The following is a 23,004-nucleotide window of genomic DNA, read 5'->3' as shown; positions in this document are numbered from 1 at the left end:
GCGACTCCGGTGCGGACGACCCACGCGGGGGCCTGTCGGCGCCGGGGTTTCCGGTGGCTGGGTATGTGCGGTTTACGGGACATGAGAACCAGCGCTATCAGGGGGATGGTTCGAGTTTCAACACTCGTGGGATGCGCCACACTTGGCGGCCCCTCCCGTGAAATGCGGCATTTGGGCCGTCTGTTCCGCGCCAGCCGTCCGGCGCCCGGCGACCTCGGCTTCGTTACCTACGCGATACGCACGGCATTTGGCCGGCGCGCCGAACGTTGCCGGACGGTTATCACTTCTCCCGCCGCAAACCAAGCAAGGACCCTTGCTCCGGATCACGTGCTGTGGTCCAAATCACTCCGCGCCGTTTCTGTCCCCCACGGCCCCCACAGGGCGCTTGAGAGGGCGTGCGCAAGCACCCTGAAGCCCGAAAGACAATTGAGCACGCGGGCGCTCGAATTCGCCTCCGGCGGCCCGGCGCCGAAATCGCCCGCACGTCGAACGCCTCCGCGCCCACCCCGCTGACCTGCGACGATCCGCCGATGGCGGAGATCCGGTGATCGGGCCTTCGCACCGCGTGAACAGCTGGGCGATCATTCGCGCGTCCGATCGATCACCGGGTGGTTAAGATCACAAAGCCTTAGGGGGCCCCCGTGTCGCAGATCACAGAGCGGGGGGCATAAGATGCGCATCAGTAGGGCTTGTGAACTGCCTCACATGAGCACGATCTTGGTGGGACAGGAACGCGAGTCCGGTGTGGACTGGCAGGCAGTCATCGTCGACTGGAGAGGAGCGGGGCAGCGGTGAACGTATACACGCCGATCCTCGTGCTCGGAGCCATTGCGGCGGCCTTCGCGGTGTTCTCCGTGGTCGCGGCGGCGCTCGTGGGTCCGAAGCGCTACAACCGGGCCAAGCTCGACGCCTACGAGTGCGGCATCGAGCCGACGCCGGTGCCGGCCGGCGGGGGCCGCTTCCCGGTCAAGTACTACCTGACGGCGATGCTGTTCATCGTCTTCGACATCGAGATCGTCTTCCTCTACCCCTGGGCCGTCTCCTTCGACGCCCTGGGGATCTTCGGGCTCGTGGAGATGCTGCTCTTCGTGCTCACCGTCTTCGTCGCGTACGCCTACGTGTGGCGGCGCGGCGGACTGGAATGGGACTAGGGGGCATCACCAATGGGACTTGAGGAAAAGCTCCCGAGCGGGTTCATCCTGAGCACGGTCGAGCAGGCCGCCGGGCTGGCACGCAAGTCGTCCGTCTTCCCGGCGACGTTCGGCCTGGCCTGCTGCGCGTTCGAGATGATGACCGCCGGCGCCGGCCGCTACGACCTGGCGCGCTTCGGCATGGAGGTCTTCCGCGGCTCGCCCCGCCAGGCCGACCTGATGATCGTCGCCGGCCGGGTGAGCCAGAAGATGGCGCCGGTGCTGCGCCAGGTCTACGACCAGATGCCGAACCCCAAGTGGGTCATCTCCATGGGCGTCTGCGCCTCGTCCGGCGGCATGTTCAACAACTACGCGATCGTGCAGGGCGTGGACCACGTCGTGCCGGTCGACATCTACCTGCCCGGCTGCCCGCCGCGCCCCGAGATGCTCATCGACGCGATCCTCAAGCTGCACGAGAAGATCAAGAACGAGAAGCTCGGCGTGAACCGCGAGGAGGCGGCCCGGGAGGCCGAGGAGGCCGCGATGAAGGCGCTGCCGACGATCGAGATGAAGGGTCTGCTGCGGTGAGCGACGCACGCGAGGCTGCTTACCTGCGGCCGACAAGTAATCGCGAGTTTCGCCGAGCGGGCGGAGTAGCGAACGAGGTGGCACGGTGAGCGGGGAGAGCGCGGACGGGGTGAACCCCGACCAGGACCTGAACGCCGAGAACCTGCCGGGCCGGCGCGGTGACCACGGCGAGACCATCCGCGTCCAGCGCGGCATGTTCGGCGCCGAGAACGGCGGCGACACCTCCGGCTACGGTGGCCTGACGCGCAGCGTCCGGCTGCCGGGAGGGTCCGTACGCCCCTACGGCGGCTGGTTCGACGAGGCCGCCGACGAGCTGGAGGGCGCCCTGGAGGAGCAGGGTCTCGCCCCCGAGAACGCCATCGAGAAGACCGTCGTCGACCGCGGCGAGCTGACCTTCCACGTCGCCCGCGAGCACCTGTCGCGCGTGATGCGTACGCTGCGCGACGACCCGGCCCTGCGCTTCGAGCTGTGTACCGGCGTCTCCGGGGTGCACTACCCCGGCGACCAGGGCCGCGAGCTGCACGCCGTCTACCACCTGCGCTCCCTCACCCACACCCGGCTGCTCCGGGTCGAGGTCAGCGCCCCCGACGACGACCCGCACATCCCGTCCGTCGTGGACGTCTACCCGACGAACGACTGGCACGAGCGCGAGGTCTACGACTTCTTCGGCATCGTCTTCGACGGCCACCCCGCGCTGACCCGGATCTTCATGCCCGACGACTGGCAGGGGTTCCCGCAGCGCAAGGACTACCCCCTCGGCGGCATCCCCGTCGAGTACAAGGGCGCCCAGATCCCGGCTCCCGACCAGCGGAGGTCGTACAGCTGATGAGCACCACCCACGCGACCGGCGCAGCCTCGGCCCGCGAGACCACCGAGGGCACCGTCTACACCGTCACCGGCGGCGACTGGGACGAGCTGGCCCAGTCGGTGCACCGCGCCGACGACGAGCGGATCGTCGTCAACATGGGCCCGCAGCACCCCTCCACCCACGGCGTGCTGCGGCTCATCCTGGAGATCGACGGCGAGACCGTGACGGAGACCCGCTGCGGCATCGGCTACCTGCACACCGGTATCGAGAAGAACCTCGAATACCGGACCTGGACCCAGGGCTCCACCTTCGTGACCCGCATGGACTACCTCACCTCGTTCTTCAACGAGGCCGGGTACTCCATGGCGGTGGAGAAGCTGCTCGGCATCACCGACGAGGTGCCCGACCGGGCCACGGTCATAAGGGTGCTGCTGATGGAGCTGAACCGGATCTCCTCCCACCTGGTGGCCATCGCCACCGGCGGCATGGAGCTGGGCGCCACCACGGTCATGATCTACGGCTTCCGCGACCGCGAGATGATCCTCGACCTGTTCGAGCTGATCACCGGCCTGCGCATGAACCACGCGTTCATCCGCCCCGGCGGTCTCGCCCAGGACCTGCCCCCGGGCGCGGTCGACGCCATCCGCGAGACGATCAAGACGCTCCGCAAGAACTTCCCGGAGTACGACAAGCTGGCCACCAACAACCCGGCGTTCAAGGCGCGGATGCAGGACATCGCGCACCTGGACCTGGCCGGCTGCATGTCGCTGGGCGCCACCGGCCCGATCCTGCGCGCCACCGGGCTGCCGCACGACCTGCGCAAGACGGACCCGTACTGCGGCTACGAGACGTACGACTTCGAGGTCCCCACCGCCGACACCGCCGACGCCTACGGCCGGTTCCTCATCCGGCTGGAGGAGATGCGCCAGTCGCTGCGCATCGTCGAGCAGTGCGTGGACCGGCTGGAGCCGGGCCCGGTGATGGTCGCCGACAAGAAGATCGCCTGGCCCGCGCAGCTCGCGCTGGGGCCCGACGGCCTCGGCAACTCGCTGGACCACATCAAGAACATCATGGGCACCTCGATGGAGGCCCTGATCCACCACTTCAAGCTGGTCACCGAGGGCTTCCGGGTGCCGCCCGGGCAGACGTACGTGGCGCTGGAGTCGCCCAAGGGCGAACTCGGCGTGCACGTCGTCAGCGACGGCGGCACGCGCCCGTTCCGGGTGCACTTCCGCGAGCCGTCGTTCGTGAACCTGCAGGCCATCGCGGCCATGACCGAGGGCGGCCAGGTGGCCGACGTGATCGTGGCGATCGCATCCATCGACCCCGTGCTGGGAGGCGTCGACCGATGACGACGGCAGAACGTGACCAGGGCGGCGCGGCGGCCGTCCAGCTGGGCATGCCCCAGCTGCCCGCCCCCGACTATCCGGCCGACGTGCGCGAGCGGCTGACCGCGGACGCGAAGGAGATCATCGCCCGCTATCCCGACAGCCGTTCGGCGCTGCTGCCGATGCTGCACCTGGTGCAGTCGGAGGAGGGGCACGTCACCCGCACCGGCATGCAGTTCTGCGCCGAGACGCTGGACCTGACCGCCGCCGAGGTGTCCGCGGTCGCCACCTTCTACACCATGTACCGGCGCAAGCCCTCCGGCGACTACCAGGTCGGGGTCTGCACCAACACGCTCTGCGCGGTCATGGGCGGCGACGCCATCTTCGACGAGCTGAAGGAACACCTGGGCGTCGGCAACCAGGAGACCACCGAGGACGGCAAGGTCACCCTGGAGCACATCGAGTGCAACGCCGCCTGTGACTACGCCCCCGTGGTGATGGTCAACTGGGAGTTCTTCGACAACCAGACGCCCGAATCCGCCCGCCGGCTCGTGGACGACCTGCGCGCCGGCAGCGAGGTGCACCCCACCCGCGGCGCGAAGCTCTGCACGTTCAAGGAGACCGCCCGCATACTGGCCGGCTTCCCCGACGAGCGCCCCGGCGTGGTCGCCGAGTCCGGCGGCGCCGGTCCCGCCTCGCTCGTCGGGCTGCGCATGGCCAAGGGCGAGGAGCCCGCCGCGCGCGCGACCACCCGGCGCGCCGAGCCGCACCCCGAGAGCCCGCCGCCCGACGCGCTGGAGGACCAGCCGCCGGCCGGCCACCCCAGCTCGCACGACGCGCCGCTGAAGACCTCCGCGTCCGACCCGGCGCACCCGCCCACCGCGTCCGCGGCGGAGCCCACCGCAGCGGAGCCCACCGAGGAGGAGGGCGCGTGATGACCGTCGACTCGCCGGAAGAGCTGCTGACCCCGGTGCTCTCCGAGTTCTGGGACCACCCCGAGTCCTGGACACTGGAGACGTACCAGCACCACGAGGGCTACGAGGGCCTGCGCAAGGCACTCGCGATGTCGCCCGACGACGTCATCGCGTACGTCAAGGACGCCGGCCTGCGCGGCCGTGGCGGCGCCGGCTTCCCCACCGGCATGAAGTGGCAGTTCATCCCGCAGGGCGACGGCAAGCCGCACTACCTCGTCGTCAACGCCGACGAGTCGGAACCGGGCACCTGCAAGGACATCCCGCTGCTCTTCGCGAACCCGCACTCCCTCATCGAGGGCATCGTCATCGCCTGTCACGCCTTCCGGTCCAACCACGCGTTCATCTACCTGCGCGGCGAGGTCGTGCCGGTGCTGCGCAGGCTGCACGAGGCGGTGCGCGAGGCGTACGCCGCGGGCTTCCTCGGCAAGGACATCCTCGGCTCCGGGCTCGACCTGGACGTAACAGTGCACGCCGGCGCCGGCGCGTACATCTGCGGCGAGGAGACCGCGCTGCTCGACTCGCTGGAGGGCCGCCGCGGGCAGCCCCGGCTGCGCCCGCCGTTCCCGGCCGTCGAGGGCCTCTACGCCTGCCCCACCGTCGTGAACAACGTCGAGTCCATCGCGTCCGTTCCCGCGATCATGAACAAGGGCAAGGAGTGGTTCCGCACCATGGGCAGCGAGAAGTCCCCGGGCTTCACGCTGTACTCGCTCTCCGGCCACGTCGCCCGCCCCGGCCAGTACGAGGCGCCGCTCGGCATCACGCTGCGCCAGCTGCTCGACATGGGCGGCGGCATGCGCCCCGGCCACCGGCTGAAGTTCTGGACCCCCGGCGGCTCGTCCACCCCGATGCTCACCGAGGAGCACCTCGACGTCCCCCTCGACTACGAGGGCGTCGGCGGTGCCGGCTCCATGCTCGGCACCAAGGCGCTGCAGTGCTTCGACGAGACGACCTGCGTGGTGCGGGCCGTCACCCGCTGGACCGAGTTCTACGAGCACGAGTCCTGCGGCAAGTGCACGCCCTGCCGCGAGGGTACGTACTGGCTGGTCCAGCTCCTCCGCGACATCGAGGCGGGCAAGGGCTCGCTCGCCGACCTCGACAAGCTCAACGACATCGCCGACAACATCAACGGCAAGTCGTTCTGCGCCCTCGGCGACGGCGCCGCCGCGCCGATCTTCTCCTCGCTGAAGTACTTCCGCGAGGAGTACGAGCAGCACGTCACCGGCGGCGGCTGCCCCTTCGACCCGGCCAGATCCACCGCCTGGGCCGACACCCCCGGCTCCACGACCCACCAGGAGGTGACCGCGTGACCGTCACGGAGCCGGAGAAGGCACCGGAGAAGCCCGCCGCCCCGGAGAACATCGTCACGCTGACCATCGACGGCGTCGAGGTCAGCGTGCCCAAGGGCACCCTCGTCATCCGCGCCGCCGAGCAGCTCGGCATCGAGGTCCCGCGGTTCTGCGACCACCCGCTGCTCGACCCCGTCGGCGCCTGCCGGCAGTGCATCGTCGAGATCGAGGGCCAGCGCAAGCCGTCGGCGTCCTGCACCATCACCTGTACCGACGGGATGGTGGTGAAGACCCAGCTGACCTCCGACGTCGCCGAGAAGTCGCAGCGCGGCGTGATGGAGCTGCTGCTCATCAACCACCCGCTGGACTGCCCGGTCTGCGACAAGGGCGGCGAGTGCCCGCTGCAGAACCAGGCGATGTCCGCGGGGCAGGCCGAGAGCCGCTTCGACGGCCAGAAGCGCACGTTCGAGAAGCCCGTGCCGATCTCGCCGCAGGTGCTGCTCGACCGCGAGCGCTGCGTGCTGTGCGCGCGCTGCACCCGGTTCTCCAACCAGATCGCGGGCGACCCGATGATCGAGATGCTGGAGCGCGGCGCGCTGCAGCAGGTCGGCACCGGCGAGGGCGTGCCGTTCGAGTCGTACTTCTCGGGCAACACCATCCAGATCTGCCCGGTCGGCGCACTCACCTCGAAGATGTACCGCTTCCGCTCGCGCCCCTTCGACCTGGTGTCCTCGCCGTCGGTCTGCGAGCACTGCGCCGGCGGCTGCGCGACGCGCACCGACCACCGCCGCGGCAAGGTCATGCGCCGGCTCGCCGCCAACGACCCGGAGGTCAACGAGGAGTGGCTGTGCGACAAGGGCCGCTTCGGCTTCCGCTACGCGCAGCTGCCCGACCGGCTCACCCAGCCGCTGGTCCGGGACGAGAACGGTGAGCTGCAGCCGGCGAGCTGGCCCGAGGCGCTGCGCGCCGCGGCCACCGGCCTGGCCGCGGCCCGCGGCCGGGCGGGGGTGCTCACCGGCGGGCGGGTGACGCTGGAGGACGCCTACGCGTACGCCAAGTTCGCCCGCGCCGCGCTCGACACGAACGACATCGACTTCCGGGCCCGGGTGCACAGCGCCGAGGAGACCGAGTTCCTGGCCGCGCGGGTCGCGGGCAGCGGGCGCGGCGTCACGTACGGCGCGCTGGAGAAGGCGCCCGCGGTGCTGCTCGCCGGTCTGGAGGCCGAGGAGGAGGCGCCCGGCGTCTTCCTCCGGCTGCGCAAGGCGTGGCGGAAGAAGGGCCTGAAGGTCTACGCGATCGCCCCCTTCGCCACCCGCGGCCTCACCAAGGCCGGCGGCACGCTGCTGCCCGCCGCCCCCGGCACCGAGCCGAGCTGGCTGGACGCCCTCGGCTCCGGCGCCGGACTCGGCGACGACGGCAAGGCCGCGTCCGACGCGCTGCGCCAGGAGGGCGCGGTGATCCTCGTCGGCGAGCGGCTGGCGGGCGTACGCGGCGCGCTGTCCGCCGTCGTACGTACCGCGGAGGCCACCGGCGCCACCCTCGCCTGGATCCCGCGCCGCGCCGGCGAACGCGGCGCCGTCGAGGCCGGTGCGCTGCCCGGGATGCTGCCCGGCGGCCGGCCCGCGACCGACGCCGAGGCGCGCCGGGAGACCGCCGCCGCGTGGGGCCTGGCCGAACTGCCGCATCGGGCCGGCCGCGACACCGGCGAGATCATCGACGCCGCGGTGGCCGGGGACCTCGGGGCGCTGCTCGTCGGCGGCGTGCAGGTCTCCGACCTGCCGGACCCGGCGAAGGCCCGCGAGGCGCTGGACCGGGCGGAGTTCGTGGTCAGCCTGGAGCAGCGGCCCAGCGAGGTCACCGAGCGGGCCGACGTGGTCTTCCCGGTGGCCGCGGTCGCCGAGAAGCAGGGCACGTACATCAACTGGGAAGGCCGCGCCCGGCCGTTCGAGGCCGCGCTGAAGCCGGACCAGATGACCCGCCGGCTCGCCCCCGCGGACCAGCGGGTGCTGCACATGCTCGCCGACGCCCTCGACGTCCACCTGGGCCTGCCCGACGCCCGTACGGTACGGGCCGAGCTGGCCCGCCTCGGCGTCCGCACCGGCGGCCTGCATCCCACGCCGCCCGACGACCGCGCCGCGCCGCTGCCGCAGCCCGGCGCCGGCGAGGCGGTGCTCGCGGGCCACCGGCTGCTGCTCGACGAGGGCCGGCTGCAGGAGGGCGACGACGCCCTGACCGCCACCCGCCACGAGGCCGCCGCCCGGCTCTCGCCCGCCACCGCGGCGGCCACCGGCGTCGCCGACGGCGACCCGCTCGCCGTCACCGGCCCCGCCGGCACGGTCACGCTCCCGCTGCGGATCACCGCGGAGCTGCCCGACCAGGTCGTCTGGCTGCCCCTGCAGTCGACGACCCCGGGCGTGCCGGCGGCGACGGGCGCCAACCCCGGCGACCTGGTCCAGGTCTCGGCCGTCTCCAAGGAGGTTCAGGCGTGACCACGTACCTCGCCGCGGAGGACCTCAGCTTCTTCGGGGGCGACCCCTGGTGGCTGATCCTGCTCAAGGCGGTCTTCTGCTTTGCGTTCCTGATGCTGACGGTCCTCATCTCGATCGTCTTCGAGCGCAAGGTCCTGGGCTGGATGCAGCTGCGCATCGGCCCGAACCGGCACGGCCCGTGGGGCCTGCTGCAGTCGCTCGCCGACGGCGTGAAGCTGATGTTCAAAGAGGACATCATCGTCAAGGGCGCCGACAAGGCGGTCTACATCCTGGCGCCGCTCCTCGCCGCCATCCCCGCCTTCATGGCCATCGCGGTCATCCCCTTCGGCCCCGCCGACAACCAGGTGTCGATCTTCGGCGAGCGCACCGCGCTGCAGCTGACCGACCTCCCGGTCGCCATGCTGTACGTGCTGGCCACCGCCTCCATCGCCGCCTACGGCGTCGTCCTCGCCGGCTGGGCGTCCAACTCGACGTACCCGCTGCTCGGCGGCGTCCGCGCGACGGCCCAGGTGATCTCGTACGAGGTCGCGATGGGCCTGTCGTTCGCGGCCGTCTTCCTCTACTCCGGGTCGCTGTCGACCTCGGAGATCGTGGCGGCGCAGGACGACCGGTGGTTCGCGATCCTGCTGCCGGTGTCGTTCCTGGTCTACCTGGTCGCGATGGTGGGCGAGTCGCACCGGCTGCCCTTCGACATGCCGGAGTCCGAGGGCGACCTGGTCTCCGGGTACTCCACCGAGTACTCGTCGATCAAGTTCGCGATGTTCATGCTCTCCGAGTACGTGCACATGGTCACGCTGTCGTCGGTGGCGGTCACGCTCTTCCTCGGCGGCTGGCGCGCGCCCGCGCCGATCAGCACCGTGTGGGAGGGCGCCAACACCGGCTGGTGGCCGATGCTGTGGTTCACCGCCAAGGTCGTCGTGTGCCTCTTCGGCTTCGTCTGGCTGCGCGGCTCGCTCCCGCGGGTGCGCTACGACCAGTTCATGAAGCTGGGCTGGAAGGTCCTCATCCCCGTCTCCATGGTCTGGCTGATGCTGGTGGCCACCGTGCGGGCGCTGCGCAACGAGGACGTGGACTTCACCGAGATCGTGCTCTACATCGCCGGCGGGCTGCTGATGATCCTCGTCTTGTCCTTCGTCGTGGACATCTTCCGCGACCGCAAGGACAAGGAGGCTGCAACATTGGCCGCTGCCGCGGCGGAGGCCCGCGGGGAGCCGGAGTTCGACCCGACGGAGGGCGGCTACCCCGTGCCTCCGCTGCCCGGTCAGACCCTGCCGCCCGTGCCCCGCCGGCCCTCGCGACGCGAGCGCGAGCTGGTGGGTACGAACGGTCCCGGAGGCGACACTGAGGAGGCCGACAATGGCTGACGAGAAGAAGGACAAGCAGGGGTTCGTCAACCCGGTGGCCGGCTTCGGCGTGACCTTCAAGGCCATGTTCAAGAAGCGGCTGACCGAGCAGTACCCCGAGTACAAGAAGCCGACGGCGCCCCGCTTCCACGGCCGCCACCAGCTCAACCGGCACCCGGACGGGCTGGAGAAGTGCATCGGCTGCGAGCTGTGCGCGTGGGCCTGCCCGGCGGACGCGATCTACGTCGAGGGCGCGGACAACACCGACGAGGAGCGCTACTCGCCGGGCGAGCGCTACGGCCGCGTCTACCAGATCAACTACCTGCGCTGCATCCTGTGCGGGCTGTGCGTCGAGGCGTGCCCCACGCGGGCGCTGACCATGACCAACGAGTACGAGCTGGCCGACCGCAGCCGCGAATCGCTCATCTTCACCAAGGACGAGCTGCTCGCCGGACTGCAGGACGGCATGGTCGAGTCGCCGCACGCCATCTACCCGGGGATGACGGAGAAGGACTACTACAGCGGCCTCGTCACCGAGGCCGCCCCGGGTACGGAGCGCCAGGTCGCCGTCAGCAAGGGCGAGTCGGCGGACCCGGAGCCGCACTCCGAAGGAGTCCAGGCATGAACGCCCTCGCCCAGGCCGGCTACACCACGTCCACCGGGGAGGCGACCCAGTTCTGGGTGCTGGCCGTCTTCGCCGTCGCCGGTGCGCTGGGCACCGTGCTGATGAAGAAGTCGGTGCACTCGGCGCTCTGCCTCGCCGGGACGATGGTGATCCTGGCGGTCTTCTACCTCGCCAACGGCGCGTACTTCCTCGGCGTCGTCCAGATCGTCGTCTACACCGGCGCGGTCATGATGCTCTTCCTCTTCGTACTGATGCTCGTCGGCATCAGCGCCGCCGACTCGCTGAAGGAGACCATCAAGGGCCAGCGCTGGCTGGCGATGCTCTGCGGCATCGGCTTCGGCGTGCTGCTGATGGCCGGCATCGGCAACGCGAGCCTCAGCACCTTCGACGGGCTGGAGGAGGCCAACTCCGGCGGCAACGTACACGGTCTCGCCCGGCTGATCTTCCGCGACTACGTCTTCGCCTTCGAGCTGACCGGCGCGCTGCTGATCACCGCGGCGGTCGCGGGCATGGTCCTCACCCACCGCGAGAAGACCGAGCGGACCCCGACGCAGCGCGAGCAGGCCGCGCAGCGCGTACGCGACGGCGTCCAGGTGCCGCCGATGCCCGCGCCCGGTGTCTACGCCCGCCACAACGCCGTGGACATCCCGGGCCTGCTGCCCGACGGCACGCCGTCCGAGCTGACCGTCAACCGCACGCTGCGCGACCGCGGCCAGATCCGGGACGTCTCCGCGCAGGCGCTGGCGGATCTCGCGGCCATAGAGCAGCGCACCGCCGACTACCAGGGCAAGGCCCTGGAGCCGGACACCGGCGACGACGACGGCGGGCAGGACACGGTCAGCACAGTCGGCGCGAACGCCGGAACGGCCGGAACCGGAACGGCCGGAAAGGGAGAGGGGAAGTGAGCGACGCACGCGCGGCTGCCCAGCCGCACCCGACAGCGCGTCGTGACGTTCGCCGCGCGGGCGGAGAAGCGAACAAGGAGATGCCGTGAACCCGGTCAACTACCTGTATCTCTCCGCGCTGCTGTTCACCATCGGCGCGGCCGGGGTGCTCATCAGGCGGAACGCGATCGTGGTGTTCATGTGCATCGAGCTGATGCTGAACGCCTGCAACCTGGCGCTGGTCACGTTCTCCCGGATGCACGGGAACCTCGACGGCCAGATCGTCGCGTTCTTCACCATGGTCGTCGCCGCCGCGGAGGTCGTGGTCGGCCTGGCGATCATCGTGTCGGTGTACCGCTCCCGCCACTCGGCCTCGGTCGACGACGCCGCTTTGATGAAGCTGTAAGGGGACGCACCAGTGGAGTCACTCATCGGATTGCTCGTCGCGGCGCCGTTGCTCGGCGCGGCGGTGCTGCTCTGCGGCGGCAAGATCCCACAGCTGGACCGTACGGGCCACTGGCTCGGTACCGGCCTCGCCTTCACCTCGTTCGTCCTCGGCCTGGTCCTCTTCGCCGACATGCTCGGCAAGGACGGCGAGGAGCGGGCGCTGCACAGCCACCTCTTCACCTGGATTCCGGTCGAGGGGTTCCAGGCGGACGCGGCGTTCCAGCTCGACCAGCTCTCGATGACGTTCGTGCTGCTGATCACCGGCGTCGGCTCGCTCATCCACCTGTACTCCGTGGGCTACATGGAGCACGACGAGCGCCGCCGCCGGTTCTTCGGCTATCTGAACCTCTTCCTCGCGGCGATGCTGCTGCTGGTCCTCGCGGACAACTTCCTCCTGCTGTACGTCGGCTGGGAGGGCGTCGGCCTCGCCTCGTACCTGCTGATCGGCTTCTGGCAGCACAAGCCGAGCGCGGCGACAGCGGCGAAGAAGGCGTTCATCGTCAACCGCGTCGGCGACGTCGGCCTGTCCATCGCGATCATGCTGATGTTCGTCACCTTCGGCACCTTCGCCTTCGAGCCGGTGATGGCCTCGGTCGGCGAGTCCAGCGAAGGGAAGATGACGGCGATCGGGCTGATGCTGCTGCTGGCGGCGTGCGGCAAGTCGGCGCAGGTGCCGCTGCAGTCCTGGCTGGGCGACGCGATGGAGGGCCCGACGCCGGTCTCGGCGCTCATCCACGCCGCGACGATGGTGACCGCCGGCGTGTACCTGATCGTCCGCTCCGGCGCGATCTTCGAGGCGGCGCCGGACGCGCAGCTCGTGGTCACGGTCGTCGGCGCGGTCACGCTGCTCTTCGGTGCGATCGTCGGTTGCGCGAAGGACGACATCAAGAAGGCGCTGGCCGGCTCGACGATGTCGCAGATCGGCTACATGGTGCTGGCCGCCGGGCTCGGCCCGATCGGCTACGCCTTCGCGATCATGCACCTGGTGACGCACGGCTTCTTCAAGGCCGGGCTGTTCCTCGGCGCGGGCTCCGTCATGCACGGCATGAACGACGAGGTCGACATGCGCAAGTACGGGGGCCTCCGGAAGTACATGCCGGTCACGTTCGTCACGTTCGGCCTCGGCTATCTGGCGATCATCGGCTTCCCGGGCCTGTCCGGCTTCTTCTCCAAGGACGCCATCATCGAGGCCGCGTTCGCCAAGGGCGGTACGCAGGGCTGGATCCTGGGCGGCGCGGCGCTGCTGGGCGCGGCGATCACCGCGTTCTACATGACGCGCGTGATGCTCATGACGTTCTTCGGCGAGAAGCGCTGGAAGCCGGACGCGAACGGCGAGATGCCGCACCCGCACGAGTCCCCGCGGACGATGACGATCCCGATGATCGTGCTGGCGGTCGGCTCGGTCGGCGCGGGCGCGTTCTTCGACATCGGCGAGCGGTTCGTGCACTGGCTGGAGCCCGTCACGGGCTTCGAGCACGGGCACCTGCCGGAGGGCCTGAGCGTCGGCATGGTCACCGCCGCCACCGTCACCGTGATGGTGCTCGGCGTCGGCGCCGCCTGGCTGCAGTACGGCCGCCGCCCGGTCCCCGCCGCCGCCCCGCGCGGCTCCCTGCTCACCCGCGCCGCCCGGCGCGACCTGCTGCAGGACGACTTCAACCACGTGGCGCTGGTCAAGCCCGGCGAGTACCTGACCCGCGGCCTGGTCTACCTGGACCACAAGCTGGTCGACGGCGTCGTCAACGGAACCGCGGCGGCGTTCGGCGGGCTCTCCGCCCGGATGCGGCGGATCCAGAACGGCTACGCCCGCAGCTACGCGGTCTCGATGTTCGGGGGCGCGGTGGTCCTCATCGCCGCCACCCTGCTGATGAGGGCGGTCTGATTATCCATGGCTGATGCTGCTTCTTCTACGTTCCCGCTGCTGACGATCACCGCTGCGGTCCCGGCCGTGGGCGCGATCGCCACCGCCGCGGTACCCGCGGCCAAGCGCGAGCTGGCCAAGTGGCTCGCGCTGGGGGTGTCGCTGGCGACGCTCGTGCTGGCCGCGGTGATCGCGGTCCGGTTCGACCCGGACGGCGACCGCTTCCAGCTCACCGAGTCGCGGGCGTGGATCGCCGACTTCGGGGTGAGATACGAGCTGGGGGTCGACGGCATCGCCGTCGCGCTGGTGGCGCTGACGGCGCTGCTGATCCCGTTCATCATCCTCGCGGGCTGGCGCGACGCGGACCCGGTCGGCGGCTCCACCTCGTCGCGCTGGCGCCCCACCCAGGGCTTCTTCGCGCTGATCCTGGCCGTCGAAGCGATGGTGATCATCAGCTTCCTGGCCACGGACGTCTTCCTCTTCTACATCTTCTTCGAAGCCATGCTCATCCCGATGTACTTCCTCATCGGCGGCTTCGGGGACAAGGCCCACGAGCACGGTGAAGAGGAAGCGGCCCGGCAGCGCTCGTACGCGGCCGTGAAGTTCCTGCTGTACAACCTGGCAGGCGGCCTCATCATGCTGGCCGCGGTCATCGGCCTGTACGCCGCCACCAGCGACCAGCTGGACGCGGGCACGTTCTCGCTGCAGGAGATCCTCCAGGCGCGCGGCAACGGCGAGCTGGAGCTGTCGACGAACACCGAGCGGCTGCTCTTCCTCGGCTTCTTCTTCGCCTTCGCCGTCAAGGCGCCGCTGTGGCCGCTGCACACCTGGCTGCCCAACGCCATGGGGGAGTCCACCCCGCCGGTCGCCGTGCTCATCACGGCGGTCGTCGACAAGGTCGGCACGTTCGCGATGCTCCGCTTCTGCCTCGGGCTCTTCCCCGAGGCCAGCGACTGGGCGACGCCGGTGGTGCTGGTGCTCGCGGTGGTGAGCATCCTCTACGGCGCGCTGCTCGCGATCGGACAGCGGGACATCAAGCGGCTGATCGCGTACGCCTCGATCTCCCACTTCGGCTTCATCATCCTGGGCATCTTCGCGATGACCAGCCAGGGCCACTCCGGGGCGACGCTGTACATGGTCAATCACGGCATCTCCACCGCGGTCCTGATGCTGGTGGCCGGGTTCCTCATCTCCCGGCGCGGCTCGCGGCTCATCGCCGACTACGGCGGCGTGCAGAAGGTGGCGCCGGTGCTGGCCGGCACGTTCCTGATCGGCGGGCTGGCCACACTGTCGCTGCCGGGCCTCGCGCCGTTCGTGAGCGAGTTCCTGGTGCTGGTGGGCACGTTCAGCCGCTACCCGGTGATCGGCATCATCGCCACCGTCGGGATAGTGCTCGCGGCGATCTACGTCCTCGTGCTCTACCAGCGGACGATGACGGGGCCGGTCACCGAGAAGGTCGCGAAACTGCCCGACCTGCGGGTGCGCGAGGTGCTGGTGGTGGCGCCGCTGATCGCGCTGCTCATCGGCCTCGGCGTGTACCCGAAGCCGCTCACCGAGATCGTCAACCCGGCGGTCGAGCACACCATGTCCGACGTGCAGAAGACCGACCCGGAGCCCGATGTGAACCCTGTGGAGGCCGCACATGAGTAGGGGTGTCCACAGCCTGTGGATCGCGCAGGACAACGTCGACAAGATCAAGGCGCCGCACATCGAGTACGACCTGCTGGCGCCCACGCTGATCGTGCTCGGCGCGGCCGTGCTGGGCGTCGCCGTCGAGGCGTTCGTCCCCCGGCGGCACCGGTACTTCACGCAGGTCTTCCTCGCCGTGATCGCCATGGGCAGCGCGTTCGGCGTCATCGTCGCGCAGGCCGCGACCGGCAAGGGCACCGACGAGGCGCAGACCATCGCGATGGGCGCGCTGGCCGTCGACGGCCCGGCGCTCTTCCTGCAGGGCACCATCCTGCTGATCGGCATGCTCGGGGTGTTCACCTTCGCCGAGCGCCGGCTGGACCCGGCCGCGCACGGCAAGCAGGTCGACTCCTTCGCCGCGGAGGCCGCCGCCACGCCCGGCGGCAAGGCGGAACAGTCCGCGGTCAAGGCGGGGTTCACCACCACCGAGGTCTTCCCGCTGCTGATGTTCGCGACCGGCGGCATGCTCATCTTCCCCGCCGCGAACGACCTGCTGACGCTCTTCATCGCGCTGGAGGTCTTCTCCCTGCCGCTGTACCTGCTCTGCGCCGTCGCCCGCCGCAAGCGGCTGATGTCGCAGGAGGCGGCGGTGAAATACTTCCTGCTCGGCGCCTTCTCGTCGGCGTTCCTGCTCTTCGGCATCGCGCTGCTGTACGGCTACTCGGGCAGCGTGAAGTACGCCGTCATCGCCGACGTCGTCGCCGGCAACCCGCCGAACATGACGCCGGCGCTCGCCGACACCATGGGCAACGACGCGCTGCTGCTCATCGGCGGCGCCATGCTGCTGCTCGGCCTGCTCTTCAAGGTCGGCGCCGTGCCGTTCCACATGTGGACCCCGGACGTCTACCAGGGCGCCCCGACGCCCGTCACCGGCTTCATGGCCGCGGCCACCAAGGTCGCCGCGTTCGGCGCGCTGCTGCGGCTGCTGTACGTCGTACTGCCGGGCATGAAGTGGGACTGGCGGCCGGTGATGTGGGGCGTGGCGATCATCACGATGGTCATCGGCGCGATCCTCGCGATCACCCAGACCGACGTGAAGCGGCTGCTGGCGTACTCCTCGATCGCGCACGCCGGGTTCATCCTCGCGGGTGTCACGGCCGCCAACGAGGAGGGTATCTCCTCGGTGCTGTTCTACCTGGCCGCGTACGGCTTCGTGACGATCGGCGCGTTCGCCGTCGTCACGCTGGTGCGCGACGCGGGCGGCGAGGCCACGCACCTGTCCAAGTGGGCGGGGCTCGGCCGGCGTTCCCCGCTGGTGGCGGCGGTCTTCGCGGTGTTCCTGCTGGCGTTCGCGGGCATTCCGCTGACCAGCGGCTTCGCCGGGAAGTTCGCGGTGTTCAAGGCGGCGGCGGAGGGCGGCGCCACGCCGCTGGTCGTCGTCGGCGTCATCGCCTCGGCCATCGCCGCGTTCTTCTACGTGCGGGTGATCGTCCTGATGTTCTTCAGCGAGCCGCGGCCGGAGGGCCCGGCGGTGACGGTGCCGAGCGCGTTCACGGTCACCGCCATAGCGGTCGGCCTGGCCGCGACGCTGGTGCTGGGCGTGGCGCCGCAGTACTTCCTGGATCTGGCCGGGGACGCGGGAGTGTTCGTCCGCTGAGCGGGGGGTCCGGGGGCGGGTGCGCCCCCGGAATCCCCTCCGCGCGGAATCCGGCCGAGCCGCTCAGCGCCGCGGCGGGGTCCAGCCGGCCGGCTTCACCTGGCCGCGGACCCCGTCGAGGGCGACCCGCACCCCGTCCGGGCCGGGGGCCCAGCCGTCGATCTCGACGGTGTCCCCGTCCGCCAGCCACGGGCCCTCGCCCTTGGTCAGCTCCAGCAGCGAGCCCACCTGGTCCGGCTCGGGCCCGCTGACCGTGCCGGAGGCGTAGAGGTCGCCGGTGCGTACGGAGGCGCCGTTGACGGTCATGTGGGCCAGCTGCTGCGCCGCGGTCCAGTACATCGCGGCGAACGGCGGCCGGGAGACCGGCTCCCCGTTGATCCGTACCTCAAGGTGCAGGTCGTAGCCGCCACGCTCCTCGTCCGCCCCGGTGTCGTCAAGGTACGGCAGCAGCGGGTGCGTGCGCTCCGGCGGGGCGACGCGGGCCGCGTCCAGGGCGTCGAGCGGGGTGATCCAGCGCGCGATGGACGTGGCGAAGGACTTCGCCTGGTGTGGGCCGAGGGGGCGCTGCTCCCAGGGCTGGACGTCGCGTGCGGACCAGTCGTTGACCAGGCAGACGCCGAAGACGTGGTCGCGGAAGGCGGTACGGGGCACGGGGGTGCCCAGCGGCGACGGCACGCCGACGACGAAGCCGACCTCGGCCTCGATGTCGAGGCGGATGGAGGGTCCGAACTCGGGCGCCGGGTCGCCGGCGGCGCGCTTGCGCTGGCCCGCGGGGCGTACGACGGGGGTGTCGGACGGCACGACGGTGCCGGCGCGGCCGTGGTAGCCGATGGGCAGGTGCTTCCAGTTGGGCGTCAGCGGCTCCTCGCCGGGGCGGAAGATGCGGCCGACGTTGGCGGCGTGGTGCTCGCTGGAGTAGAAGTCGACGTAGTCGCCGACCTCGAACGGCATGCGCGGCGCGACCCGGTCCAGCGCGTGCAGGTGCGGCTCCGCGGCGGCGCGGTGCGCCGGGTCGGTCAGCCAGCCGGTCACCTCGGCCCGTACGGCCTGCCACACCGGCCGGCCCGCGGCCATCAGCGGCGCCAGCGTCGGGGCGGCGAGCAGCGCGGCGTGCGGGGAGCCGAGGGCCGCCGCGACGGCGGCGGCGTCCAGGACGGCGGTGCCGTAGCGGACGCCGACGCGGGGGTTTGCGTCGCCGTGCGTGGTGAAGACGCCGTACGGAAGGTTGTGCGGTCCGAAGGGATCGCCTTCGGGCACGTCGAGCGGGCTGTGCTCGGACATCGCGGAGTCCTGCCTCATCGTGGTCGGTGGGCTCGGACCTCAGATTACGACCCCCCGGTCGACCTAGGGGAAGCCGCCCGACGTGATCGTCGCGTGACCGGCTACGCTGCGAACGTGGTGCATGGTGGTTGCTGGCGACAGATCGACAATCTGTTCCACGTGAACGTCTGCAGACAGGAGGAGCCCTCGTGACCGTGGTCGCGCCCTTGGGGCTCAGCGTGCAGGACCAAGCTCTGGAAGCCGATGTCGAGGCCGGACTGGCGGCCGTCGAAGAGGGCCTTCTTGAGGCCACGAAGAGCGATGTGCCGTTCATCACCGAAGCCGCGCGGCATCTCGTACGTGCCGGCGGCAAGAGATTCCGCCCCCTGCTCGTCATGCTCTCCGCGCAGTTCGGCGACCCGCACGCGCCGGGCGTCGCGCCCTCGGGCGTCGTCGTCGAGCTGACGCACCTGGCCACGCTCTACCACGACGACGTGATGGACGAGGCGGCCGTACGCCGGGGCGTACCCAGCGCGAACAGCCGCTGGGCCAACTCCGTCGCCGTCCTCACCGGCGACTTTCTCTTCGCGCGGGCGTCGCGGATCCTCGCCGACCTGGGTCCCGAGATGGTCCGTATCCAGGCGCAGGCGTTCGAGCGGCTGGTCACCGGGCAGATCCTGGAGACCGCGGGGCCGGCCGAGGGCCGCGACCCGGTCGATCACTACCTGGAGGTGCTCGCCGGCAAGACCGGTTCGCTCATCGCCGTCTCCGGCCGCTTCGGCGCGCTGACGTCGGGCGCGGACGAGTCGGTGGTGGAGGTTCTGACGCAGTACGGCGAGCGCATCGGCATCGCCTTCCAGCTCGCGGACGACCTGCTGGACATCACCAGCGACGGCGACGAGTCCGGGAAGACCCCGGGCACGGACCTGCGCGAGGGCGTGGCCACCCTGCCGGTGCTGCACCTGCGCGCCGCCGCCCAGCGGGACCGCCGGCCGGAGGACCTGGAGCTGGCGGCGCTGCTCGCCGACGACCTGACGGACGACTCGCGGCACGCGGAGGCCCTGGCCCGGCTGCGGGTGCACCCGGCGGTGGAGCAGGCCAGGCGGGACACCGTGCGGTACGCCGCGGAGGCGCGGGCGATCCTGATGTCGCTGCCGGCGTGCCCGGCGCGGGCGGCGCTGGAGGGGCTGTGCGACGCGGTGGTGGACCGCGCCGGGTAGCGGCCCCGGCCGCGCGGCCGGGAAGAGGATGGCCCGTACACCGATCAGGGTGAACCCCCTCTCGCGGCGGATGCCGTCATACGACAGGAGTAACCCAAGCTGCGCCCAGGGGCTGACGACCCGGGCCGTCCGGTTTGTTGGGATGGTTACAGCCCTCATACGCGGATCGAGTGACAATGGTCCGCAGGGGTGGACGAGTGCGACGAGTGCGACGAGCGCGACGCAGCAGGTGACTTTCCGCGAATCACCGCGGAGACGGAGGTACTTCCTATGGCACTGATCCCACCGGAGCGGCCCTACGACGAGGCCGAAGACCTCGCCGTGGAACTCGCCGCGGCCAGGCGCAGAAAGGCGGTGCGGTACGGCGTACCCCTGGCCGTCGCGGGTCTCGCCGCCGCGACCATCGGCCTGGTGCCCGCGCTCGCCCAGGACGAGGGACCGAGCACCGACGACGTGACGGCGAAGGAGCTGATAGCCAAGGCGCTCGCGTCGGAGGTCGAGTCGGTCGACGGCACGGTGAAGGTCAGCACGGACCTCGGCCTGCCCTCGCTGCCCTTCGGCGGCATGGGCGGAGGCGAGGGCGCGGATCTCGCGCGGCTGCTCTCCGGCGACACCAAGCTGCAGGTCGCGGCCGACGGCCCGGAGAAGCAGCGGGTCACGCTGGAGGGGGCGGACGGCGACCGGACGGTCGTGCACAACGGCGATGACGTGTGGACGTTCGGCGGCGACTCCGACGAAGTCGTCCACTCGACGCTGCCGCGGGACGCGGAGAAGGACGCCCCGAAGGGCGACGACTTCGCCCTGCCGAAGGATCTGGAGGACGCCACCCCGCAGCAGCTCGCGGAGCGGCTGCTGAAGGCCGCGGACGACACGACCGTCGTGGACGTCGCCGGGACGGCGCAGGTCGCCGGGCAGGACGCGTACGAGCTGCGGCTGACGCCGAAGCAGGACGAGTCGACGGTCAGGGACATCACCGTCGCGGTGGACGCCGACAACGGCGTGCCGCTGCGGGTGGCGCTGACCGCGGACGACGGCAAGGCGGTCGTGGACGTCGGCTTCACGAAGGTCGACTTCAGCAAGCCGGCCGCGGACCTGTTCGCGCCGCCGGCGGGCGCCGAGGTGACGGAGGGGGACCTCGGGAAGGGCCTCGACGGCGGTTTCGGCGAGGGCTTCGGCGGCTTCGGTGAGGACACCGGGGACTGGGGCGGCGACTGGGGCAAGGGCGACAAGGACGACGCGCCCGCCGGCCTGGAGGACGTGCAGGTCCACGGCGAGGGCTGGGGCTCGATCGCCGAGATCGCGCTGCCCGGCGACGCGCTGAGCGGGAACGGGGCCGGGGCGGCCCTCGACTTCTTCACCGAGAAGACGGACGCCGGCCGGGTCTTCGAGAGCCGGCTGGTCAACGTGCTGATCACGGACGACAAGGTCTACGTCGGCGCCGTCACCCCGGAGGCCCTGGAGGCCGCTGCGGGCGACTGACCGCACCACCGCCCCCAAGGCCGCCGCGCGCCTCCCCGCATGCGGCGGCCTTCGCGTGCGTGTCAGTGGACACAAAACTCGCTGCCCTCGGATCTCCGAGTATGCGAGCTGCTGTGGGGCCGTTCGTCAGACCTTGATCCCTGACCGACAGTCAGGCCGTGAACGTCAAGCTCCTGGCTCATGCCCTGCGACATGGCCAGGGCAGACCGGATGTGCCTTTCGGCTTCCCGCTTGGCTTCCTTCTTGTCCATGAGCCTGCCTGCCAAGGTCATGCCGCGAAGGTTCAGGATGCACACGGCGATATCGCGGTCTGCGCTGTCGAGCTTCTGCTGAGCCTCTGCGATGGCCCTGTCCACAAGGCTTAGGGGATGTCTCATGTGGCGAGTTTCGCGAGCTTCTTGTAGCAGGTGAGGGCGGCGGCCAGGCCGAGGAAGGCGAGGAAGTGGGAGCACTTTCGCTCGTACCGGATGGTGAGGCGGCGGTAGCCGAACAGCCAGGCGATCGACCGCTCGATCTTCCAGCGGTGTCGGCCGAGCCGTTCGCTCGATTCGATCCCGGGGCGTGCGATGCGCGGGATGAGTCCGCGCTCGCGCAGCCAGGTGAGGTGCGTCGACGATCGACGCGGTCCAGTCCAGCTCGCCCCGCGCGCCGAGTTCGTCCAGGACCGTCCGGTGGAGCCGACGCCACAGCCCCGCTCGGGTCCACACGGTGAACCGGCGGTGCGCCGTCGCGGGCGAGACACCGAACGCCTCCGGCAGATGCCGCCAGGCACACCCGCTGGTCAGTACATAAACAACCGCCGTGAACACGGCCCGCTCGTCACGCGGAGTGGTCCCGCCGCCCTGCGGACGGGAGTTGAACGACGGCAGCAATGGAGTGACCAACTCCCCACAGACCGTCACGAACGAGCCGCTGCAACAGATCGACACCCACAAGCAACAATGATGCCGCAGCTGTGACTGAGCGCTTCAGCTGGCCAGTTGAGCGATAGCCCGGCAGGATATCCAGACCGTTCTGGCGCTCCTGCGGGACGCCTGCCGCCGCGGCGAGGTCTGTCGGCCGCTGGACTGGGGCTCCCGAGCGTTCGTGGATAAGGTCTTGGCCGCCCCGCCTGGCCTGGGCCAACGGTCACGGCGGCGCGTCGGGAGGGCCCAGCTGGGCCAGTGCGGTGGCGCTCGGGCTACCGGGATCTGCGGTGTAGAGAACCAGCCGCAGGCTGGTGCCGGGCATGAGCAGGGTTTGACGGTCAAGTTCCAGCTCGCCGAGTTCGGGATGATGCAGGCGTTTGCGCAGCGTCGGCCGGGGGCGCACGTCGTGGCTGCGCCAGCCGGCGACGAAGTCCGGGTTGTGCGCGGCGTATTCGTTGACCAGCTCGCCCAGCGCACCGTCCGCCGGATGGCGGGCGCCGGCCGCGCGCAGGTGGGCGGCGGACTGCCGGGCGAAGTCGCCTTCCGCGCCGACGGGAGCCGAGCAGAGGGTGCCGCCCAGCCGGATGGCGAGGCGCACGGTGTTGCGCTCGTGGACGGGCAGCTGCGCGAAGTCGATGATCAACGCGGCCGCCGCAGCGTTCCAGGCCACGATGTTCTCCAGGTCGTTCACCAGATAGGCGGGAATCGGGCCGAGCCGGTGCAGCAGTCGGCGTGCTTCGGCAGGCACCGGGGCGCGATCGGCGTCCGTACTGGGCGGGATCTGCCCGGCCAGCCGTGCCAGGTGCTCACGCTCTGTGGCGGTGAGGCGCAGCGCCGTGCCCAGCGCGGTCAGCACCTGCGGCGACGGACGCGGCGCGCGGGCCTGCTCCAGTCGCTCGTAGTAGCTCGTGGACACCCCGGCCAGGGCGGCCACCTCTTCCCGGCGCAGCCCGGGGGTGCGCCGGGCACGCAGGCCGGGTGGGTGGACAGCCGTGGTCGGCATCTGGGCCGGGCGCAGCGCCTCCCGCCGACGGCGCAGGAAGTCGGCCAGTTCTCCTCTGCTCACCCGGCCAGGTTGGCACAACGGCACT

At 70.6% G+C, this 23,004-nt stretch carries 19 protein-coding genes and 1 pseudogene; 17 read left to right on the top strand and 3 right to left on the bottom strand.

Annotated elements, in window-relative coordinates; translation table 11 throughout:
- The first annotated feature begins 791 nt into the window (after window positions 1-791).
- The 14 genes from T328_RS15045 to nuoN all read left to right on the top strand — a co-directional run bounded on the left by T328_RS15045 (window position 792) and on the right by nuoN (window position 17,046).
- Window positions 792-1,151 carry an NADH-quinone oxidoreductase subunit A gene (locus tag T328_RS15045; RefSeq protein WP_407560455.1) on the top strand — a complete coding sequence of 120 codons (360 nt, stop codon included), beginning with the start codon at window positions 792-794 and terminating at the stop codon, window positions 1,149-1,151.
- 12 nt (window positions 1,152-1,163) lie between these two features.
- Entirely contained in the window at window positions 1,164-1,718 is a 555-nt protein-coding gene (locus T328_RS15040; protein WP_496496523.1) for a NuoB/complex I 20 kDa subunit family protein, read from the top strand.
- A gap of 85 nt (window positions 1,719-1,803) precedes the next feature.
- Complete coding sequence (locus tag T328_RS15035; RefSeq protein WP_496496522.1) at window positions 1,804-2,544, top strand: NADH-quinone oxidoreductase subunit C; 741 nt, start codon at window positions 1,804-1,806, stop codon at window positions 2,542-2,544.
- The gene (locus tag T328_RS15030) at window positions 2,544-3,878 is read left to right on the top strand and encodes an NADH-quinone oxidoreductase subunit D (RefSeq protein ID WP_496496521.1); all 1,335 of its coding nucleotides are present in this window, start codon (window positions 2,544-2,546) and stop codon (window positions 3,876-3,878) included. Before T328_RS15035 ends, T328_RS15030 begins: the two co-directional genes overlap by 1 nt.
- The gene (gene nuoE, locus T328_RS15025) at window positions 3,875-4,789 is read left to right on the top strand and encodes an NADH-quinone oxidoreductase subunit NuoE (RefSeq protein ID WP_496496520.1); all 915 of its coding nucleotides are present in this window, start codon (window positions 3,875-3,877) and stop codon (window positions 4,787-4,789) included. The genes T328_RS15030 and nuoE overlap by 4 nt, the downstream gene beginning before the upstream one ends.
- Entirely contained in the window at window positions 4,789-6,135 is a 1,347-nt protein-coding gene (gene nuoF, locus T328_RS15020) for an NADH-quinone oxidoreductase subunit NuoF (protein WP_496496519.1), read from the top strand. Before nuoE ends, nuoF begins: the two co-directional genes overlap by 1 nt.
- Window positions 6,132-8,603, top strand: coding sequence for an NADH-quinone oxidoreductase subunit G (locus T328_RS15015; protein ID WP_496496518.1), 2,472 nt, complete (start codon window positions 6,132-6,134; stop codon window positions 8,601-8,603). The genes nuoF and T328_RS15015 overlap by 4 nt, the downstream gene beginning before the upstream one ends.
- A complete protein-coding gene (gene nuoH / locus T328_RS15010; RefSeq protein WP_496496517.1) occupies window positions 8,600-9,967 on the top strand; it encodes an NADH-quinone oxidoreductase subunit NuoH in 1,368 nt (455 codons plus the stop codon). The genes T328_RS15015 and nuoH overlap by 4 nt, the downstream gene beginning before the upstream one ends.
- Window positions 9,960-10,571, top strand: a complete 612-nt coding sequence (gene nuoI, locus T328_RS15005; RefSeq protein WP_496496516.1) for an NADH-quinone oxidoreductase subunit NuoI — start codon at window positions 9,960-9,962, stop codon at window positions 10,569-10,571. The genes nuoH and nuoI overlap by 8 nt, the downstream gene beginning before the upstream one ends.
- On the top strand, window positions 10,568-11,476 hold the full coding sequence (locus tag T328_RS15000) for an NADH-quinone oxidoreductase subunit J (RefSeq protein ID WP_496496515.1): 909 nt from the start codon (window positions 10,568-10,570) through the stop codon (window positions 11,474-11,476). The genes nuoI and T328_RS15000 overlap by 4 nt, the downstream gene beginning before the upstream one ends.
- 85 nt (window positions 11,477-11,561) lie before the next feature.
- Window positions 11,562-11,861, top strand: a complete 300-nt coding sequence (nuoK, locus tag T328_RS14995; protein ID WP_496496514.1) for an NADH-quinone oxidoreductase subunit NuoK — start codon at window positions 11,562-11,564, stop codon at window positions 11,859-11,861.
- A gap of 12 nt (window positions 11,862-11,873) precedes the next feature.
- Entirely contained in the window at window positions 11,874-13,781 is a 1,908-nt protein-coding gene (gene nuoL / locus T328_RS14990; RefSeq protein ID WP_496496513.1) for an NADH-quinone oxidoreductase subunit L, read from the top strand.
- A gap of 6 nt (window positions 13,782-13,787) precedes the next feature.
- Complete coding sequence (locus T328_RS14985) at window positions 13,788-15,410, top strand: NADH-quinone oxidoreductase subunit M (protein ID WP_496496512.1); 1,623 nt, start codon at window positions 13,788-13,790, stop codon at window positions 15,408-15,410.
- Complete coding sequence (nuoN, locus tag T328_RS14980) at window positions 15,403-17,046, top strand: NADH-quinone oxidoreductase subunit NuoN (protein ID WP_496496511.1); 1,644 nt, start codon at window positions 15,403-15,405, stop codon at window positions 17,044-17,046. Before T328_RS14985 ends, nuoN begins: the two co-directional genes overlap by 8 nt.
- Before the next feature lie 63 nt (window positions 17,047-17,109).
- Here nuoN and T328_RS14975 read toward each other — a convergent pair whose 3' ends face one another.
- Entirely contained in the window at window positions 17,110-18,327 is a 1,218-nt protein-coding gene (locus tag T328_RS14975) for a fumarylacetoacetate hydrolase family protein (RefSeq protein ID WP_496496510.1), read from the bottom strand.
- A 188-nt stretch (window positions 18,328-18,515) separates the two neighbouring features.
- Between T328_RS14975 and T328_RS14970 the strand changes: the two genes are divergently transcribed.
- The 3 genes from T328_RS14970 (at window position 18,516) to T328_RS14960 (ending at window position 21,370) form a co-directional block, all read left to right on the top strand.
- Window positions 18,516-19,526, top strand: coding sequence for a polyprenyl synthetase family protein (locus T328_RS14970; RefSeq protein ID WP_496496509.1), 1,011 nt, complete (start codon window positions 18,516-18,518; stop codon window positions 19,524-19,526).
- Between the two features lie 270 nt (window positions 19,527-19,796).
- Window positions 19,797-21,005, top strand: coding sequence for a LolA family protein (locus T328_RS14965; protein ID WP_496496508.1), 1,209 nt, complete (start codon window positions 19,797-19,799; stop codon window positions 21,003-21,005).
- Between the two features lie 158 nt (window positions 21,006-21,163).
- On the top strand, window positions 21,164-21,370 hold the full coding sequence (locus T328_RS14960; protein ID WP_496496507.1) for a hypothetical protein: 207 nt from the start codon (window positions 21,164-21,166) through the stop codon (window positions 21,368-21,370).
- Window positions 21,371-21,378: 8 nt separating this feature from the next.
- Here the strand turns inward: T328_RS14960 and T328_RS14955 are convergent.
- Both T328_RS14955 and T328_RS14950 read right to left on the bottom strand, forming a co-directional pair.
- Window positions 21,379-21,923: pseudogene (locus T328_RS14955) on the bottom strand (transposase).
- 210 nt (window positions 21,924-22,133) lie between these two features.
- Window positions 22,134-22,979: a helix-turn-helix transcriptional regulator gene (locus T328_RS14950; RefSeq protein ID WP_496496506.1), complete on the bottom strand. Its 846-nt coding sequence runs from the start codon at window positions 22,977-22,979 to the stop codon at window positions 22,134-22,136.
- Window positions 22,980-23,004 lie beyond the last annotated feature (25 nt).

This window comes from Streptomyces sp. CNX435 (assembly GCF_059570575.1).
The sequence above is the reverse complement of the archived record's forward strand: the minus strand, read 5'-3'. Positions and strand labels throughout refer to the sequence as shown.

Coding starts and splice junctions, on each gene's coding strand:
- T328_RS15040 (WP_496496523.1), top strand. CDS start 1,164: ATGGGACTTGAGGAAAAGCTCCCGAGCGGGTTCATCCTGAGCACGGTC.
- T328_RS15030 (WP_496496521.1), top strand. CDS start 2,544: ATGAGCACCACCCACGCGACCGGCGCAGCCTCGGCCCGCGAGACCACC.
- nuoE (WP_496496520.1), top strand. CDS start 3,875: ATGACGACGGCAGAACGTGACCAGGGCGGCGCGGCGGCCGTCCAGCTG.
- nuoF (WP_496496519.1), top strand. CDS start 4,789: ATGACCGTCGACTCGCCGGAAGAGCTGCTGACCCCGGTGCTCTCCGAG.
- nuoI (WP_496496516.1), top strand. CDS start 9,960: ATGGCTGACGAGAAGAAGGACAAGCAGGGGTTCGTCAACCCGGTGGCC.
- T328_RS15000 (WP_496496515.1), top strand. CDS start 10,568: ATGAACGCCCTCGCCCAGGCCGGCTACACCACGTCCACCGGGGAGGCG.
- T328_RS14985 (WP_496496512.1), top strand. CDS start 13,788: ATGGCTGATGCTGCTTCTTCTACGTTCCCGCTGCTGACGATCACCGCT.
- nuoN (WP_496496511.1), top strand. CDS start 15,403: ATGAGTAGGGGTGTCCACAGCCTGTGGATCGCGCAGGACAACGTCGAC.
- T328_RS14975 (WP_496496510.1), bottom strand. CDS start 18,327: ATGTCCGAGCACAGCCCGCTCGACGTGCCCGAAGGCGATCCCTTCGGA.
- T328_RS14965 (WP_496496508.1), top strand. CDS start 19,797: ATGGCACTGATCCCACCGGAGCGGCCCTACGACGAGGCCGAAGACCTC.